Source organism: Blautia sp. AF19-1 (assembly GCF_003479155.1).
GTDB classification, from domain to species: Bacteria; Bacillota; Clostridia; order Lachnospirales; family Lachnospiraceae; genus Fusicatenibacter; species Fusicatenibacter saccharivorans.
In genome coordinates, this window is record NZ_QUGQ01000022.1 from 1 (window position 1) to 17,197 (window position 17,197).

A 17,197-nucleotide genomic window follows, 5' to 3' on the forward strand; every position below is an offset into this window, starting at 1 on the left:
TCACAAAAAATGGAATGATAGATGTGTAGTGTATGCGGTTTTGAAGGTATATCGGAAAAACCATCGGAGAGATCCGATGGTTTTTTACTGTTAAAAAATAAAAGAAAGAGCGCTGCTAATGAGAAAAAATACTCATTAACAGCGCTTTTCATTTCACAGAAAAAGCAGTATTATGGGGTTAGAAGAGTCTAACACAAAACAGACTCTTACACACTCAGGAAAAAAGATGCAGGGAGGAAAGTTATGTTTCTTGAGATTAATAACCTGAAGAAGAGTTTTGGAACCGGTGAAAGCCGTGTGGAGGTCTTAAAGGGAATCCAGTTTTCTGTGGAAAAAGGTGAAATCTGTGTTCTCCTAGGTCCATCCGGTTCCGGTAAATCGACACTGTTGAATATTATCGGCGGAATCGACGAGGCGGACAGCGGTTCGATCGTGATTGAAGGCGAAAAAATTGAGGATATGAATGAAAAAACGCTGACACGGTACAGACGAAAACATTTAGGATACGTTTTCCAGATGTACAATCTGATTCCAAACCTGACGGTGAAAGAAAATATGGAAGTCGGCGCATACTTAAGCAATCATCCGCTCGACATCAACAATCTGTTAAAGACACTGGGGCTCTATGACCACCGCGACAAGCTGCCGAACCAGCTCTCTGGCGGTCAGCAGCAGCGTACTTCAATCGGAAGAGCTATCATCAAAAATCCAAGCATTCTGCTCTGTGATGAGCCGACAGGTGCACTCGATTACCATACTTCAAAAGAAATTTTGAAGCTGATCGAGGACGTCAATCAGAAGTACGGCAACACCGTCATTATGGTAACACACAATGATGCGATCAAAAACATGGCGGACCGCGTGATTCGTCTGCGCGACGGCCAGATCCGTAAAAACTACGTCAATGAGACCAAAATCGCCGCCGGCGATCTGGACTGGTAAAGCGGGGTGGAAGTATGAAAAATCCATTACGAAAACGCCTGCTGCGGGAACTGAAGAACGATATTGGAAAATATCTCGTTATTTTTCTGTTTATGACGGCGACGATTGGCTTTGTGTCCGGTTTTCTCGTTGCGGATGAGAGCATGCTGTATGCTTACGATGAAAGCTTTGAAAAATACAACGTGGAAAACGGAAATTTTACAACAGAACAGAAGCTCACCGACGACCAGAGAACACGGCTGGAAAAAGAGAAGGTAACGATTTACGAGAATTTCTATAAAGACGAAGATGTCGACACGGATCTGGATTCGGAACCAGAGAGCACGATCCGTCTTTTTAAAAACAGAACAGAGGTCAATCTGGTCTGCCTGATGAAAGGCGAAATGCCGCAGCAGAAGGATGAAATTGCAATTGACCGTATGTATGCGGACAATAATGACCTGCAGGTCGGTGATGTGATCTCGGTTGATAAAAAAGAACTGACGGTTACCGGTCTTGTGGCACTTTCGGATTACAGTGCGCTGTTCAGCAATTCGAGTGACATGATGTTCGATGCGGTTAAATTCGGTGTGGGAATCATGACCGAAGAAGGGTATGATGCCATTACCGATGACCATATCAAATACTGCTATTCCTGGAAATACGATACGGAACCGAAAGATGAAAACGAGGAAAAAGAATGGTCCGATAATTTCGTCGAGGTTCTGGCGGCTCATTCCTCGCTGACGGGTTATCTGCCGCGCTACGGCAATCAGGCAATCAAATTTACCGGCGACGATATGGGCGGTGACAAGGCGATGGTGGAGGTACTGCTGTACATCCTGATTGCCATCATGGCGTTCATTTTTGCAGTTACGACAAACAATACGATTGTAAAAGAAGCGTCGGTGATCGGAACGCTGCGCGCATCCGGCTATACGAGACGGGAACTTCTGCTGCATTATCTGTCCCTGCCGGTACTGATTACGATTTTGTCGGCGGTGATTGGAAATATTCTGGGATACACCGTGTTTAAAGATATCTGCGCCGGTATGTATTATGGAAGCTACAGTCTGCCGACGTATCAGACGCGGTGGAATGCCAATGCATTTCTGCTCACGACCGTAATTCCGGCAATTCTGATGTTTGTGATCAACGCGGTGCTGATTTCCGGCCGTCTGCGTCTGTCACCGCTGCGTTTTCTGCGCCACGATTTTGCAAAGAAAGGAAAAAGCCATGCGGTGCGTCTTCCGAACTTCCGGTTCTTCTCGCGGTTTCGTCTGCGGATCCTGCTGCAGAACAAATCGAGTTACTTTACCCTGTTTCTCGGTATCGTATTTGCCAATATTCTGTTGCTGTTCGGTATGATGATGAAACCGCTGCTGTCACATTACCAGACGGAGGCGGTGGAAAATATGCTGGCAGATTACCAGTATATTTTAAATGTCCCGGATCCGATCGATGAGGATGATGAGTACACGCTGATGGGAATTGTGCAGAAACTTCTGACGCCGTCACTGAAGACAAATACGGAGGGCGTGGAAACGTTTGCCGTCACATCGCTGAAGAATATTCCGAAAAACCGGGAGGGCGAGAGCATTTCGGTATATGGAATTCAGAAAGACAGCAAATATGTTTCCGCTGAACTGTTTGAGGACGGCGTGACGATTTCCGACGGTTATGCCGAAAAATATGGAATGAAAGTCGGCGATACACTGGAACTGAAAGAGCCGTATGAGGACAAAACGTACAGCTTTGAAGTAAAAAGCATTTATGCCTACCCGGGAGCCCTTGCGGTATTTCTGCCGATGGATGTCTTCTGCGAGGAATTCGATCATCCAGAGGACTACTTTAACGGCTATTTCTCCAATGAGCCGATCACGGACCTGGAGGAATCGTATATCGCGACGAAAATTACGGAAGATGATATGACAAAGATTTCACGGCAGCTCAATGTGTCGATGGGAGAAATGTTCCAGCTGATCAATGTTTTCTCGATTGTACTGTTCATGCTGCTGATTTATCTGCTGACGAAGCTGATCATCGAGAAGAATACGACTTCGATTTCGATGGTAAAGATTCTCGGCTACGAGAACAGGGAAATTTTGAGTCTGTATTTGACGGCGACAACCTGGGTTGTGATCGTCTCAATCGGTGCCAGCCTGATCATTGCCTCCGCGCTGATCCGCCAGATTTATGTCATTATGCTTTCCGAGTACAGCGGCTGGCTGACATACTATATTGATCCGGCAATTTACGGAAAAATGTATCTGATGGGCCTTGCGGCGTATGCTGTTATCGCTGTGCTGCAGTTCCGCCACATCCAAAAGATTCCGATGGACGAGGCACTGAAAAATGTAGAATAAAAAAAGTTACAGGAGAAATCTTGACAAGCCCGGGCAAAGTGTGGTATATTGCTCTCAAACTTGGTGTGGATTTTTCAACTTGTAATAAAGTTCTTTTCGCCACGCAATTATCGAAAGCAGATAATTGCGTGGCTTTTTTTGTGGCAATGGAGCAAAGTCCGTGCCTGCACGTAAGCCCACCAACAGAAAAGATCACAAATGGAGGTAATAATGAACGAAAACTTTATGAAAGAAAAGCCAGTATTTCCACTGCTGGTTTCGATGGCGCTTCCAATGGTAATCTCGATGCTGGTCAATTCCTTATATAACATTGTGGACAGCTTCTTTGTCGCACAGATCAGCGAAGATGCCATGACGGCGCTCTCCCTGGTTTATCCGGTACAGAATTTTGTAAATGCCGTTGCCATCGGTTTTGGAATCGGACTGAATGCGGTGATTTCGTATTATCTGGGAGCGGGTGACAAAAAGGCAGCCGGCTGTGCTGCAACGCAGGGTCTTGCCCTTACCATGCTGCATGCGGTTATTTTAACGATCGGAAGCCTTCTGGTCATCGAGCGTTTCCTGCGGATGTTTTCTTCTTCCGAAACTGTCATCGATCTTGGTGTCCGGTATTCACGGATTATCTTTCTGTTTACCATAGCAATCATGGCAAACCTTTACTTTGAAAAGGTTTTTCAGGCAGTCGGCCGGATGAAAGTGACGATGACCGGTATGATGATCGGCTGTATTGTCAACATCATTCTGGATCCGCTGATTATTTTCGGAATCGGACCGTTCCCGCGTCTTGGAATTGAGGGTGCGGCACTTGCAACCGGCATCGGTCAGGTGACACCGGTCGTGATTTACTGGATCATTTACAAGATCCGCCCGATTTCGGTCAAAATCCATCCGGAATATTTAAAAGAAGGAAAAAATCTGGTCGGAAGACTGTATGCGATCGGCGTCCCGGCGATCCTGAACCTGGCGCTGCCGTCTCTTCTGATTTCCGCACTGAATGGAATCCTGGCCGTGTATTCCCAGAGCTACGTTGTCGTGCTCGGCATTTACTACAAGCTGCAGACGTTCATCTATCTGACAGCAAACGGCATTGTACAGGGCATGCGCCCGATTATCGGCTTCAACTACGGCGCAGGCGAGCATAAGCGTGTGCGGAAGATTTATGAGATCACCCTGATTATGTGTGCGGTGATCATGCTTATTGGAACCGGCATCTGCCTTGCCATTCCGGAACAGCTGATCGGACTGTTCAGCAGCAATCCGGAGACCATCCGTCTTGGCGGACAGGCACTGACACGCATCAGCGCGGGCTTTTTGATTTCGGCAGTTTCCATCACATCCTCCGGTGCGCTGGAGGGACTCGGAAAAGGTGGATCTTCCCTGATCATTTCCCTCTGCCGAAATGTCATTGTCATTCTCCCGGCAGCTTACCTGCTGTCCCATCTGGGAGGCGGCGTTTTCGTATGGCACGCCTTCTGGATCACAGAGGTCATTTCCGCAGCGGTTTCTCTTGTGGTATACCGCCGCGCAGTACGAAGATAAAAAATATAAGAAGAAAAGAAAAGCGGCCTCTTGTGGAAGGCGGCTTTTCTTTTTATAATAGATAATACAGACGTAAGAATTAAGTAAAGATTTTTTTGAATATTCATGGTACCATTACGGTAGTTAAAAACAGAGAGGATGGAAACGACGTGGAAGAAACAAATATTTTAGTTGTGGATGATGAAAAAGAAATCGCGGATCTGCTGGAAATTTATCTGATCAGCGATGGATTTCAGGTATTAAAAGCGTACAGTGCAAAAGAGGGACTCCGCATTCTGGAGGAGAAAAAAATCGACCTGGTGCTGCTCGATGTGATGATGCCGGATATGGACGGTATTGCGATGTGCCGCCGCATCCGGGAGACGAACAACATTCCGATCATCATGGTAAGTGCCAAAACGCAGGATATCGACAAGATCGTCGGTCTGTCAACGGGAGCAGACGATTACGTGGCAAAACCGTTCAATCCGCTGGAGCTGATGGCGCGTGTAAAATCCCAGCTCCGCCGCTACCGCGAACTGAATCCGTCGAAGCCGCACGAGCGCCAGGAAGTGATTTCCTTAAAGCGTCTGGAAATCAACAAGGTAACCCATCAGGTTGTCTGCTACGGAGAAAGCATCAAGTTGACACCGATTGAATTTGATATTCTGTATCTGCTGGCCTCCAACCCGGGCCGTGTGTTCGGTACAGACGAAATTTTCGAGCGCGTCTGGCATGAAAAATTCTATGAGGCGAACAACACGGTTATGGTACATATCCGCCGTCTGCGCGGAAAAATGAAAGACGACACAAGAGAAGATAAGATTATTACAACAGTCTGGGGAGTGGGATACAAAATTGAAGCCTGATTTTATAAAAAACTTCAGCCAGAGGATGGTCTTTGATCTGATTGTAAGTGCACTTATCACGGTGCTTGTAGTGACGCTTACCGACGGGATTCTGACCTTTTTCGGCAATGGACTGATGAACATCGGTTACCGGAGCGCCTGGATCGGACCGGGAGGCCTCCGCCCATCGGTGCGGACGATGATTCTGACGGCGGCTGCGCTGCTTTCGTTCTGCCTGACCTTTTATTTCCTGATGCGCGAAACCATCCGATACATTGGGAAGATTCTGGAAAAGGTAAAGGAGATATCAGCAGGGGATTTTGATCATCCGATCGAGGTAAAGGGAAATGACGAGTTTTCTGTGATGGCGGAGAACTTAAATACGATGCAGCAGAATATCAAGGAAATTATGGAACGGGAACGGATCGCGGAGCATACGAAAAACGATCTCGTCTCATCCGTGGCACATGACCTCCGTACGCCGCTGACTTCGATTATCGGCTATCTCGGCTGGGTGCGCACGCGGACGGATCTGGATGAGGAGACGAGAAATCATTATATCGATATTGCCTATCAGAAAGCACTCCGTCTGGAGCAGCTCACGAACGAACTGTTTGGATTCGTCAAGCTGGAGCACAAAGAGATGCAGCTGCATCTCGGAAAACTTGATCTGGTGCAGCTGATGGAGCAGATGCTCGACGAGATGACGCCGTCTTTTGTGAAAAATGAGCTTCAGGTGGAATTTCTGCATGCGGAACATGCGATTTTTCTCGAGGCGGACGGTGAGCTGCTGGCACGGCTCTTTGGAAATCTGCTGAACAATGCTGTCAAATACGGAAAAGAGGGAAAACAGATCCGCGTCTCAATGGAAAAAGAGGGTGAATATGTGGTCACGCGTGTCATTAACTACGGACGGATCATTCCAAAACAGGAACTGGATCATATTTTCCAGAAATTTTACCGGACAGAGCAGTCGAGGAGCCGCGATACCGGCGGGACGGGACTTGGACTTGCGATTGTACAGCAGATTGCGGAACTGCATCACGGACAGGTGCGGGTAAAAAGTGATCTGCAGGGAACCGTCTTTGAGGTGGAACTGCCGGTCGGAATGCCAAAGGGGAAGAAAGCGGACGAAAAGCGATGAACAGGAAAAGAAGAAGCAAAATCTGCTGTCTGTCCGGTATTTTGCTGCTGATTCTGCTTCTGGCGGGAGTTCAGAGGGTGTCTGCGATGACAACGCGGACAGAACTTTATCAGAACACGCCGTCGGATGGCGGAAGAAGCGGCGGGAAAGAAAAGCAGCTTCTTGCCAACAGCTACGCAGGGGAATACCAGATTGATTTTTCTTATGGATTCGAAGGAAACTATCAGGATGGGAATCACGTACCGATTCGTGTGACAATCACAAATGAGAGCGCTGTTGAATTTGAAGGATACTTTGTTTTTCAGATAAAAAACGCCGCGGAATCGATTTACCGCGGAAACAGTGGAGAAGGCATTCTCTCAAAACTGTTTCCGGGGGGCAAGCGGTCGGGCGATGGAAGAAACAGCCTTTTTACGTACCGTTTTCCAATCTATATTCCGGCGAACGGAACCGTTACAAAGACTTTTTCGGCAGGGCTTCTGGTGGAAAATACGTCTTTTTGTGTCCTGCGCCTGGAGAACAGCCAGAGGGACACGGTGTACAGTCGGGAAGAAACGATTTCGAGTGAAGGCTTCTTCCAGTCCAAGGTGGAAGTCTGCGTTGTGGAAGAAGAAACTAATTACGGGCAGCAGCTGAATGGAGTTACGCTGAACGACGGGATTTATGAGGTGGAAGCTGCATCTGTCCGGGCAGAGGAGCTTGTCGGGCTTGCGGAGTCGTATTCGCCGGATGTGCTGATCCTTCTGGAGCAGTCCAAAGAAGAACTGGATGAGACACTCCAGAAAGAAATTGATCTCTGGCAGGCAGAGGGAGGTCTTCTGATTACCTTTTCGGGAAACGAGACATTTGCGGAAAGCCAGCGCAGTGCGTTTAAAGAAGCGCCGGTAGATTTTCTGAAAAATATTCTGGACGAAGAGACCACCAGCCGCCTTCTGGCAAAACGAAATACGAATTATCAGAAATACTATACGATTTCCGATCTTCTGGAAAACACTAAGATCCGGAACCGTCCGAATACGGTGCTGTACGGCGGCCTGATTCTGGTCTATCTGGTTCTGGCAGGGCCGGGATTGTATTTCTTTTTGAAAAAAACAGGAAAACGTCAGTATCTCTGGGGGGCGATCTGTGCCTGCTCGGCCGTCTTTGTTATGCTGATCAGTCTGTTTGGCCAGAGCACGAGGCTTAAGGCCCCGGTGCTGACGTATGTAAGAGAAATCTGGCAGTACGATACATACCAGAAAGATTACATTAATTTCTGTGCACAGGCGCCGTACAATGCTTCCTATGAGCTGTATCTGGATCCGTCCTACGATCTGGTGACGTACAACCGTATGGACTATATGTCCAACAGCACGGCACAGCCGGAAACGGAGGATGCGGAATATGAAAAGACGGAGATCAGTTTCGGAGAACAGAAAAACAGGGCAGAAATTTCCAATCAGGCTGCATTTGCCCTGAATGAGTTCGGCATGCAGCGGATGGAAACGCTGGACGAAGGCAAAGGACTGAAAGGCACGTTTCATTTCTGGGATCAGAAGATCAGCGGAACCGTGGAAAATAAGACAGGCTATGATCTGGAGAGCTGTGTGATCGCCGTTCCAGGTTACTGTGCCCTCATTGGAGACATCAAAAACGGGGAGACGATCACGCTGGATGGAATAGAAGCGGACAGCGTGCGGGAGTTCGGAAATTGGAGTGCGGCAGAAGATCTGCCGGAGATAGAGAAAAATTATCTGGACGGCGTCATCTATAATCACATGCCGAACCGGAGTGACAACTGCCTTTTCTTTGGAAAGCTGGCAGGCAATGACGATACGTTCCAGCTTGACAGCGGATACGAAGCGTATGGAATCTCGTATTACTATCAGGAAGTGTCTGTGGACATGAAAGAGGCCGGCGTTGTGTACTGTCCGTATGCGCAGGAGTACAGCGGATGGGACGGCGGAAACACGGTAAGCTTTGAAATGGGACCGAATTCCGGCGGAATCTCGGAAGAGGAAACAGAAGTAACGTATTATCTGAACGGTGTCTTTGAAAACAACAACATCTGGTGTCTGTATGGAATGTATGCTAAAGGCGTGATGCAGCCGGATTCCGAGGGAATCTATGATCCTGCATTCTGGCCGTATGCGATGACGGCGTTAGAAGATAAGATCCAGGCGGCAGAAACCGGCGGGGGAGGAAAACGGGGAACCATTCTTTCGCTTGCTTTCGAGAAAGCCCGCACGGAGGATGGGACCAAGATCCGGAATTTCAATGGAATCATTGAGCTGTACAATTTTCAGACGGGAACGTATGATGAAATTTCCGACTGGGAGATCGATTTTGCGAGTGATCCGGCGCTGGAGGCGCAGTATGTGAATGTGGACAACCAGATCCGTGTGCGGTACCGTCTTTCCGAAGAGGAAAAGGGAGAAGAGTATCATGAAAATTATGGATACTATGAAGCACCGAATCTGATCGTAAAGGCGAAAGAGATCCCACCGGAGCAATATCTGGAGAACCTGTTAGCGGAGGAGCCAAATGTCGATACTGAAAATTGAGAAACTGACCAAAAAATACGGAAAAACATATGCCCTGAACGGTCTTGATATGGAAGTAAAAAAAGGCGATATTTACGGCTTTGTCGGACCGAACGGTGCGGGAAAAACAACGACGCTGCGCATTATTTCAGGGCTTTTAAAGAGCGACGGCGGCGATCTGTGGCTGGACGGCGTGCGGACGACAAAAAATATTCTGAAGCAGAAAAGCCTGATCGGCTTTGTGCCTGATTTCTTTGGCGTTTATGAAAACTTAAACGTGATAGAGTATCTGGAATTTTTTGCCGCATCGTATGGAATTTACGGGCGGGCAGGAACCGTCCGTGCGCGGGAAGTGCTGGAGATGGTCGAACTATCGGGAAAAGAGGAGCAGATGGTGGATTCGCTCTCAAGGGGCATACAGCAGCGGCTCTGTCTGGCGCGCGCGATGATCCATAAACCGAAGCTTCTGGTGCTGGACGAACCGAATTCCGGTCTGGATCCGCGTTCGAGAAAGGATTTTCAGCTTCTCCTGCAGCGATTGGCGCGGGAGGATTATACGATTCTGATCAGCTCCCATATTCTTTCGGAATTAGCAGATCTGTGCACCAGCATCGGTGTCATCAACGGAGGTGTCATGGTACAGCAGGGAAAGCTGGAAAACATTATGCTTGCGATCGACAGCTCCAATCCGCTGCGCATCACTGTGCTGAACCAGGTGCCAAAGGCGCTGGAACTATTGCGGCAGGATCCGCAGGTCAGCCGCCTTTCTGTGGATGAAAACAAGATTGCGGCCTGGTTTTCGGGAAGCCGGGAGGAGGAGGCGTATCTGCTGCAGAAACTGGTGGATGCCGGAATCCTTGTGGTTTCGTTTGCACGGGAACACAACAGCCTGGAGTCCCTGTTCTTCCATCTGACCGGGGAAACGGAACAGAAGAGCCGAAACACAGAAACGTTCGGAAACACGATCGGATAAGGAGGGAACGAAACGTGCGGTTAAATCCTGTATTTGAAAAAGAAATGAAGCGGAACTCGCGGTCATCGCGGATTTCCTGGATTATTTTTGTCTGCAATCTGCTGCTTGCCGTGGTTGCGTTTGTCTGCTATTTCGGGGAGAGCAGCCAGCTTGGCTATCTGGCACCGGTCAGTTACAGCGTTCCGATGAACTGCTATATTCTGATGACGTATCTTCTGTTTATTCTCGTCGTCCTTTCAGTTCCGGCGGTTGCGGGAGGAAGCATTTCGCTGGAGCGTGAGAAAAAAACGCTGGATGTGCTGCTGACGACGAACCTGAACCCGTGGAGAATCATTACGGGAAAGCTGGAGGCATCGCTTGGCGTTGTTCTGATACTGACGGTTTCGGCACTGCCGGTGCTGTCCCTTGTTGTGGTGTTCGGCGGTATCGGCCTTGGCGGACTGCTTCTGATGGCGGGAGGCCTTCTTCTGACCGGAATTTTTGTCGGCAGTATCGGCATTTTCTGTTCGGTTGTTTTTAAGCGGACCACACTGGCGACCGTTCTTTCCTATGTCATTGTCGTTTTTCTGGTCGTAGGAATATGCGCCTGCACGGGGCTTGCCTACTACGCAGGACTGCTGCAGCAGGAGATGACGGCAGCTTATCAGCAGATCGATGTAGGAGGTGTAATTTACCTTCTTCTTTTCAATCCGTTTACCTCGTTTGCGGGGATCATCAGCCGCCAGCTTGGGAATGGAAGAGAGATGGAACAGCTCTGCTATCTGCTTGGAAATTACGGACAGAATCCGCTGATCCATTATCTGCCGGAGGCGAGTGCCGTTCTGCAGCTTCTGATATCAGCCGTTCTTCTTGTAACGGCGGGAAGAAAGCTGAATCCATTAAATAAATAACAGGAGTAAAAGAGAAGATGAAACCATTTTGTTTTAGCCTTTCCGGAATTTATGAGTCCGAAGGATATGCCTGGGAGCAGGCGGGAAAGATCTGGGATCTAAGAGAGCTCCGGGGAACTGACGGTTATCTCGATCCGGAGACGGAGCAGTTTCTGGAAGCGGAACTTGGCCGAAAAAAAGAAACGAAAGAGCTGCCGCGGATCCGCCTTCTGGATTCCGGCAATTATCACTATATGAGCAAATTGCTGCTGGGACTGGAAAAAGAAGATTTGTTTTTAGCCGTATTCGACCACCATACCGATATGCAGCCGCCGGCGCTTCTTCCGGTGCTCTCCTGCGGTTCCTGGATCCGGGATGCTGCCGGGGCGTATCAAAACATCAAAGGAATCTGTGTGATCGGCCCGCCGGAGGCGTCGGTGCGGGAGACAGAAGCGATGGAGCATGTCTGGTTTGTGACACAGGAAGAGCTCGACGACGGAAGCGGAGCGGCGAAGATCAAAGAGATTTTTGCATCCCATGCGGGAACATTTCCGGTATATCTGTCGGTCGATAAGGACATTCTGTCAAAGGAGGAGCTTGATACGAACTGGGATCAGGGAAATGTGCGTGTGGATGAGCTGCTGTCCCTTGCAAAGGACTGTCTTGCGGGGAGAAAGGTGCTCGCGGTCGATCTCTGCGGAGAGCCGTCGGCGAACGCGCCGGAGGCGGAGTGCAGCGCGGCAAGTCTGGTAAACCAGAAGCTGTACGGCGCGCTTGCGGCAAAAATCGAAGATTGACAAAGTCTGGGCAAAAGAGTATCATAAATTCATACCCAGACGGGGTATATAGAGTGACGGAACACAAGGAGGAAACCTCATGGGTGAATGTTGTACACACTGCAGTGAATGCGACCGGAAAAAAGTGCGGGACGAAAAAGAATACAAAGATCTGATCCACCGTCTTTCGAGAATTGAAGGCCAGGTGCGCGGAATACGGGAAATGGTGGAGAGCGACCGCTACTGCGTCGATATCCTGACCCAGGTATCCGCGATCCAGTCTGCATTAAACAGCTTCAACAAGGTACTGCTTTCCAGCCACATCAAATCCTGCGTTGTGGAGGATATCCGGCAGGGAAAAGAAGGCGCCGTGGATGAGCTCTGCAAAACCATCCAGAAGCTGATGAAATAAGAAGGAGAAGAAGAAAATGAAAGCATATGAAAGATTACTGAATTATGTTAAAGTGCCGACACCGAGCAATGAGAAGAGCGGAACCCATCCGTCTTCCGAGTGTCAGAGAGTTCTGGCAGACCAGCTTGCAGAAGAAATGAAAGCGCTCGGTGTATCGGATGTCCGTGTAGAGGATAAATGCTACGTCTATGGAAAAATTCCGGCAACAAAAGGATACGAAGGAAAGACAAAACTGGGATTTATCGCACACATGGATACGGTATCTGATTTTGCAGATCATGCGGTAAATCCGATCGTACATGAAAATTATGACGGAAAGGATCTGAAGCTGGCTGACAGCGGAAGAACACTGGAGGTTTCGGTATTCCCGCATCTTCCATCCCTGGCCGGCAGAACGCTGATCACAAGCGATGGAACAACGGTGCTCGGTGCAGACGACAAGGCGGGCGTGGCAGAGATTATGACACTGGCAGAAGCCCTTCTTGCCGGAGAAATCCCGCACGGTCCGATTTCCATCGGATTTACACCGGATGAGGAGATCGGTGAAGGCCCTGACTTTTTTGATGTTCCAGGCTTTGACGCAGAGTTTGCCTATACCGTGGACGGCGGCACAGAGGGAGAAATCGAATTCGAAAACTTCAATGCAGCCGGAGCGAAATTCACGGTGACCGGATTTAACATCCACCCAGGCGGAGCAAAAGACACGATGATCAATGCAATCGCTGTTGCAAGCGAGATCCAGTCTCTTCTGCCGGAAGCAGAGTCCCCGAGAAATACCGAAGGATATGAAGGCTTCTATCATCTGACCAGTATGTCCGGCGATGTGGCACATGCCGAGTCCGAATACATCATCCGTGATCACGATGCAGAGAAATTTGCAGCAAAAGAAGAGAATCTGCGCCGGATTGAAAAAGCAATGAATGAAAAATACGGCGAGGGAACGGTAAAACTGGAGATCAAAGAGCAGTACCGCAACATGGCTGAGAAGATCCGTCCTTGCTACCATCTGATTGAGAATGCCGAAGAGGCAGCCAGAAGAGCCGGCATGGAGCCGATCGTTCTTCCGATCCGCGGCGGCACAGACGGCGCACGCTTAAGCTTCATGGGGCTGCCGTGCCCGAACATCGGAACCGGCGGATATGCATGCCATGGACCGTATGAGCACATTACCGTTGAGGGGATGGAAAAGACGATGGCAATGCTGAAAGAACTGGTTAAGATCTACGCAGAATAAAAGAGTTGTCAGAAAAAAGGAAAAGTCCGGCAGAAAACTGCCGGGCTTTTTTGCTGGCGTTTATGATAGGAAGAAAAAAATCAGCACAGCAAAAAACGGAGCCATGCAGGCTCCGATTAAAAGCAGTTCGTAGGGGAATCGAACCCCTGTTTTCGCCGTGAGAGGGCAACGTCTTAGCCTCTTGACCAACGAACCATATGATATAGAACAGAATTTTTAAAAGAGAAGGGACTCTGTGAAACCTTCAACAGTTCGTAGGGGAATCGAACCCCTGTTTTCGCCGTGAGAGGGCAACGTCTTAGCCTCTTGACCAACGAACCATATGATATAGAACAGAATTTTTAAAAGAGAAGGAACTCTGTGAAACCTTCAACAGTTCGTAGGGGAATCGAACCCCTGTTTTCGCCGTGAGAGGGCGACGTCTTAGCCTCTTGACCAACGAACCGTATGATATAGAACAGAATTTTTAAAGAGAAGGGATTCTGCAAAACCTTCAGCAGTTCGTAGGGGAATCGAACCCCTGTTTTCGCCGTGAGAGGGCGACGTCTTAGCCTCTTGACCAACGAACCATGTCGCTTAAAACAGGATTTTTAAGAGAGAAGGCATCCTGCGAACCTTCAGCAGTTCGTAGGGGAATCGAACCCCTGTTTTCGCCGTGAGAGGGCGACGTCTTAGCCTCTTGACCAACGAACCGTACTCGCTTATAATACACGATGTCTGGAGAAAATGCAAGTGTTTTTTTGAAAAAAATTTAAAAAATTTCAAAAAGTAGCGAAATTCGCATTTTACTTGCATTTTTTGCCAGTTATGGTATGATAAAACAAACAAATGTTCTAAAAAACAGAAATACGTTCTAAAAAGAAAGAAAAAAGATTAGAATAGAGAAGGAGAAGACAAATGAAACAGTACAAAGGAGCCATTTTTGATCTGGACGGAACACTGCTCGACTCGATGCGGGTCTGGGATGACATCGATGTTGCATTTTTAAAGAAGAGAGGACTTGAGGTTCCGCCGGATTATCAGGAGGCGATTACACCGCTCGGCTTTCTGGAGGCTGCCCGCTACACGATCAGACGGTTCGGCTTTCCGGAAACGCCGGAAGAACTGATTCAGGAGTGGCATCAGATGGCGGTCGACGCCTATACGTATGAAGTGGAGTTAAAAGACGGGGCAGCAGAATATCTCCGCTATTTAAAAGAAAAAGGAATCCGCATGGCGGTTGCTACCTCATCGAGCCCGGAGCTGTATGAGCCGGCCTTAAAGAGAAATGGGATTTATGAGTGTTTTAAAGCATTTGTCACCGTCTCGGAAGTAAAGCGCGGCAAGGGCTTTCCGGATATCTACGAGAAAGCGGCTGAAAAGCTGTCTCTTCCGCCGGAAACGTGTGTGGTATATGAAGATATCCTAGCGGGAATCCGCGGCGCCAAAATGGGCGGATTTGCGGCTGTGGGCGTGTATGACAGAAGCGGGGAAGGAAACCGCGCAAAGATGGAGCAGGAAGCAGACCGCTACGTGACTTCTTTTAAGGAGCTGATGAACGGAGGAGATTCTTTCTTCTAAAGAAAATCTTGCTATTCCGGGAAGAAAAATGATATAATAAAATACTGTGCCCCAAAAGGGGACAGACAGAAGTATTTTTAAGAGAAAAAGACAGTAACACATAAGTGAGGATAGAACAGTTATGCCAAAAAAAGAAACGTATGATGCCAGCAGTATTTCCGTGCTGGAAGGTCTCGAAGCAGTGCGTAAGCGCCCTGGTATGTATATCGGAAGTACCTCGCGGAAAGGCCTGAATCATCTGATTTATGAAATTGTAGACAATGCGGTGGACGAGCATCTTGCGGGCTACTGCGACACCATTCACGTAACACTTGAAGCAGACGGCTCGGCGACCGTGACCGACAACGGCCGCGGAATTCCGGTCGGCATGCATGAAAAAGGCGTTCCGGCGGAGCGTCTCGTTTTTACAACCCTGCACGCCGGCGGTAAATTCGACAACAATGCGTACAAGACAAGCGGCGGTCTGCACGGTGTCGGTTCTTCGGTTGTCAATGCGCTTTCCACCTATCTTGACGTACAGGTCAGCCTCGGCGGCTGGGTTTATCACGACCGCTACGAACGAGGTGTTGCCGTACAGGAACTCGATGAGGATGGGCTGCTGCCGAAGATCGGAAAAACGAAGAACAGCGGAACCCGCATCAACTTCCTGCCGGATCCGGAAATCTTTGAGAAAACACGTTTTTCCGCAACAGAGGTCAAAAGCCGTCTCCATGAGACTGCATATCTGAACCCGGCGCTTACCATTTATTTTTCCGATCTGCGCGATGGAAAAGAGGAGCACCTGACGTATCACGAGCCGGATGGCATTGTTGGTTTTGTGCGCGATCTGAATAAGAACAAAGAGGCAATCCACGATCCGATTTATTTCAAAGGGGAATCTGAGGGCATTACCGTAGAATGTGCGTTCCAGTATATCAACGAATTCCAGGAAAACGTGCTCGGCTTCTGTAATAATATCTACAACGCTGAGGGCGGTACCCATATTTCCGGTTTCAAATCGACCTTTACGACGATTATGAACAGCTATGCCAGAGAGATCGGTGTCTTAAAAGAAAAAGACAATAACTTTACGGGATCGGATATCCGAAACGGTATGACCGCTGTTATTTCGATCAAGCACCCGGATCCGCGGTTCGAGGGCCAGACAAAAACGAAGCTGGACAACCCGGATGCGGCAAAGGCCGCCGGAAAAGTAACGGGCGAGGAGATTCCGCTGTATTTCGACCGCAATCTCGAAGTGCTGAAAAATGTTCTTGCCTGCGCTGAGCGATCTGCCAAAATCCGTAGAAGCGAAGAAAAAGCCAAGACAAATATGCTGACCAAGCAGAAATATTCGTTTGATACGAACGGCAAACTGGCAAACTGCGAGAAAAAGGATCCGTCGCTGTGCGAGATCTTTATCGTCGAGGGAGATTCTGCGGGTGGTTCCGCAAAGACGGCGCGTGACCGTAATTTCCAGGCGATTCTGCCGATCCGCGGTAAGATTCTGAACGTAGAGAAGGCTTCTATTGATAAAGTTCTGGCAAATGCCGAGATCAAATCCATGATCAATGCATTCGGCTGCGGCTTTTCCGAGGGTTACGGCAACGACTTCGATATCACAAAGCTCCGTTACGATAAAATTATCATCATGGCAGATGCCGATGTCGACGGTGCGCATATTTCAACGCTGCTGCTGACACTGTTCTACCGTTTCATGCCGGAGCTGATCTACGAGGGACATGTCTATATCGCGATGCCGCCTCTTTACAAGGCAATGCCGTCCCGCGGAAAAGAAGAGTATCTGTACGACGACAAAGCACTGGAAAAATACAGAAAGACACACAAAGAAAAATTTACGCTGCAGCGCTACAAAGGTCTTGGCGAGATGGACCCGGAGCAGCTCTGGGAGACGACACTGAATCCGGAGACGAGACTTTTGAAGCGTGTGGAGATCGAGGATGCCCGTATGGCCTCCGATGTGACGGAAGTACTGATGGGAACCGAGGTTCCGCCGCGGAAAGCATTTATTTATGAGCATGCAACCGATGCAGAGCTGGATATTTAACAGGAAG

General features: G+C 48.8%; 13 protein-coding genes and 5 tRNA genes. 13 read left to right on the top strand and 5 right to left on the bottom strand.

Annotation, left to right across the window (positions count from 1 at the left end):
* Positions 1-243: 243 nt before the first annotated feature.
* From DWX26_RS13600 to pepT, 11 genes are all read left to right on the top strand, one after another.
* On the top strand, positions 244-942 hold the full coding sequence (locus DWX26_RS13600; RefSeq protein ID WP_117761596.1) for an ABC transporter ATP-binding protein: 699 nt from the start codon (positions 244-246) through the stop codon (positions 940-942).
* A 14-nt stretch (positions 943-956) separates the two neighbouring features.
* A complete protein-coding gene (locus tag DWX26_RS13605; protein WP_117761595.1) occupies positions 957-3,287 on the top strand; it encodes an ABC transporter permease in 2,331 nt (776 codons plus the stop codon).
* Between the two features lie 210 nt (positions 3,288-3,497).
* Complete coding sequence (locus DWX26_RS13610; protein ID WP_118601618.1) at positions 3,498-4,826, top strand: MATE family efflux transporter; 1,329 nt, start codon at positions 3,498-3,500, stop codon at positions 4,824-4,826.
* A gap of 149 nt (positions 4,827-4,975) precedes the next feature.
* Positions 4,976-5,674 (top strand): response regulator transcription factor, encoded by a 699-nt coding sequence (locus DWX26_RS13615; protein ID WP_118601645.1) that lies wholly within the window; start codon positions 4,976-4,978, stop codon positions 5,672-5,674.
* Positions 5,664-6,797 (top strand): sensor histidine kinase, encoded by a 1,134-nt coding sequence (locus DWX26_RS13620; protein ID WP_147398129.1) that lies wholly within the window; start codon positions 5,664-5,666, stop codon positions 6,795-6,797. The genes DWX26_RS13615 and DWX26_RS13620 overlap by 11 nt, the downstream gene beginning before the upstream one ends.
* Positions 6,794-9,340: a hypothetical protein gene (locus DWX26_RS13625; protein ID WP_118601620.1), complete on the top strand. Its 2,547-nt coding sequence runs from the start codon at positions 6,794-6,796 to the stop codon at positions 9,338-9,340. The genes DWX26_RS13620 and DWX26_RS13625 overlap by 4 nt, the downstream gene beginning before the upstream one ends.
* Complete coding sequence (locus tag DWX26_RS13630; protein ID WP_118601646.1) at positions 9,327-10,292, top strand: ABC transporter ATP-binding protein; 966 nt, start codon at positions 9,327-9,329, stop codon at positions 10,290-10,292. The genes DWX26_RS13625 and DWX26_RS13630 overlap by 14 nt, the downstream gene beginning before the upstream one ends.
* A 14-nt stretch (positions 10,293-10,306) precedes the next feature.
* Positions 10,307-11,182 (top strand): ABC transporter permease, encoded by an 876-nt coding sequence (locus DWX26_RS13635; RefSeq protein ID WP_055217680.1) that lies wholly within the window; start codon positions 10,307-10,309, stop codon positions 11,180-11,182.
* Positions 11,183-11,199: 17 nt separating this feature from the next.
* Complete coding sequence (locus DWX26_RS13640) at positions 11,200-11,958, top strand: arginase family protein (protein WP_055228568.1); 759 nt, start codon at positions 11,200-11,202, stop codon at positions 11,956-11,958.
* 79 nt (positions 11,959-12,037) lie between these two features.
* Complete coding sequence (locus DWX26_RS13645; protein WP_022463104.1) at positions 12,038-12,349, top strand: metal-sensing transcriptional repressor; 312 nt, start codon at positions 12,038-12,040, stop codon at positions 12,347-12,349.
* A gap of 16 nt (positions 12,350-12,365) precedes the next feature.
* Entirely contained in the window at positions 12,366-13,583 is a 1,218-nt protein-coding gene (gene pepT, locus DWX26_RS13650) for a peptidase T (protein ID WP_055217684.1), read from the top strand.
* 123 nt (positions 13,584-13,706) lie between these two features.
* On the opposite strand, the gene DWX26_RS13655 is transcribed toward pepT, so the two are convergent.
* The 5 genes from DWX26_RS13655 to DWX26_RS13675 form a co-directional block, all read right to left on the bottom strand.
* Positions 13,707-13,778, bottom strand: a tRNA-Glu gene (locus tag DWX26_RS13655).
* Between the two features lie 53 nt (positions 13,779-13,831).
* Positions 13,832-13,903, bottom strand: a tRNA-Glu gene (locus tag DWX26_RS13660).
* A gap of 53 nt (positions 13,904-13,956) precedes the next feature.
* Positions 13,957-14,028 (bottom strand) — tRNA-Glu (locus tag DWX26_RS13665).
* A 52-nt stretch (positions 14,029-14,080) separates the two neighbouring features.
* Positions 14,081-14,152: transfer RNA gene (locus DWX26_RS13670), tRNA-Glu, on the bottom strand.
* A gap of 52 nt (positions 14,153-14,204) precedes the next feature.
* Positions 14,205-14,276, bottom strand: a tRNA-Glu gene (locus DWX26_RS13675).
* Positions 14,277-14,480: 204 nt separating this feature from the next.
* On the opposite strand from DWX26_RS13675, the gene DWX26_RS13680 reads away from it, so the two are divergent.
* Both DWX26_RS13680 and DWX26_RS13685 read left to right on the top strand, forming a co-directional pair.
* Positions 14,481-15,143, top strand: a complete 663-nt coding sequence (locus tag DWX26_RS13680; protein ID WP_118601621.1) for an HAD family hydrolase — start codon at positions 14,481-14,483, stop codon at positions 15,141-15,143.
* A gap of 121 nt (positions 15,144-15,264) precedes the next feature.
* On the top strand, positions 15,265-17,190 hold the full coding sequence (locus DWX26_RS13685; protein ID WP_117805360.1) for a DNA gyrase/topoisomerase IV subunit B: 1,926 nt from the start codon (positions 15,265-15,267) through the stop codon (positions 17,188-17,190).
* Positions 17,191-17,197: the final 7 nt, after the last annotated feature.

Excerpts from the sequence above, each read along its gene's own strand:
- DWX26_RS13600 (WP_117761596.1), top strand. The coding sequence starts at position 244 with ATGTTTCTTGAGATTAATAACCTGAAGAAGAGTTTTGGAACCGGTGAA.
- DWX26_RS13605 (WP_117761595.1), top strand. The coding sequence starts at position 957 with ATGAAAAATCCATTACGAAAACGCCTGCTGCGGGAACTGAAGAACGAT.
- DWX26_RS13610 (WP_118601618.1), top strand. The coding sequence starts at position 3,498 with ATGAACGAAAACTTTATGAAAGAAAAGCCAGTATTTCCACTGCTGGTT.
- DWX26_RS13625 (WP_118601620.1), top strand. The coding sequence starts at position 6,794 with ATGAACAGGAAAAGAAGAAGCAAAATCTGCTGTCTGTCCGGTATTTTG.
- DWX26_RS13640 (WP_055228568.1), top strand. The coding sequence starts at position 11,200 with ATGAAACCATTTTGTTTTAGCCTTTCCGGAATTTATGAGTCCGAAGGA.
- DWX26_RS13645 (WP_022463104.1), top strand. The coding sequence starts at position 12,038 with ATGGGTGAATGTTGTACACACTGCAGTGAATGCGACCGGAAAAAAGTG.
- pepT (WP_055217684.1), top strand. The coding sequence starts at position 12,366 with ATGAAAGCATATGAAAGATTACTGAATTATGTTAAAGTGCCGACACCG.
- DWX26_RS13680 (WP_118601621.1), top strand. The coding sequence starts at position 14,481 with ATGAAACAGTACAAAGGAGCCATTTTTGATCTGGACGGAACACTGCTC.
- DWX26_RS13685 (WP_117805360.1), top strand. The coding sequence starts at position 15,265 with ATGCCAAAAAAAGAAACGTATGATGCCAGCAGTATTTCCGTGCTGGAA.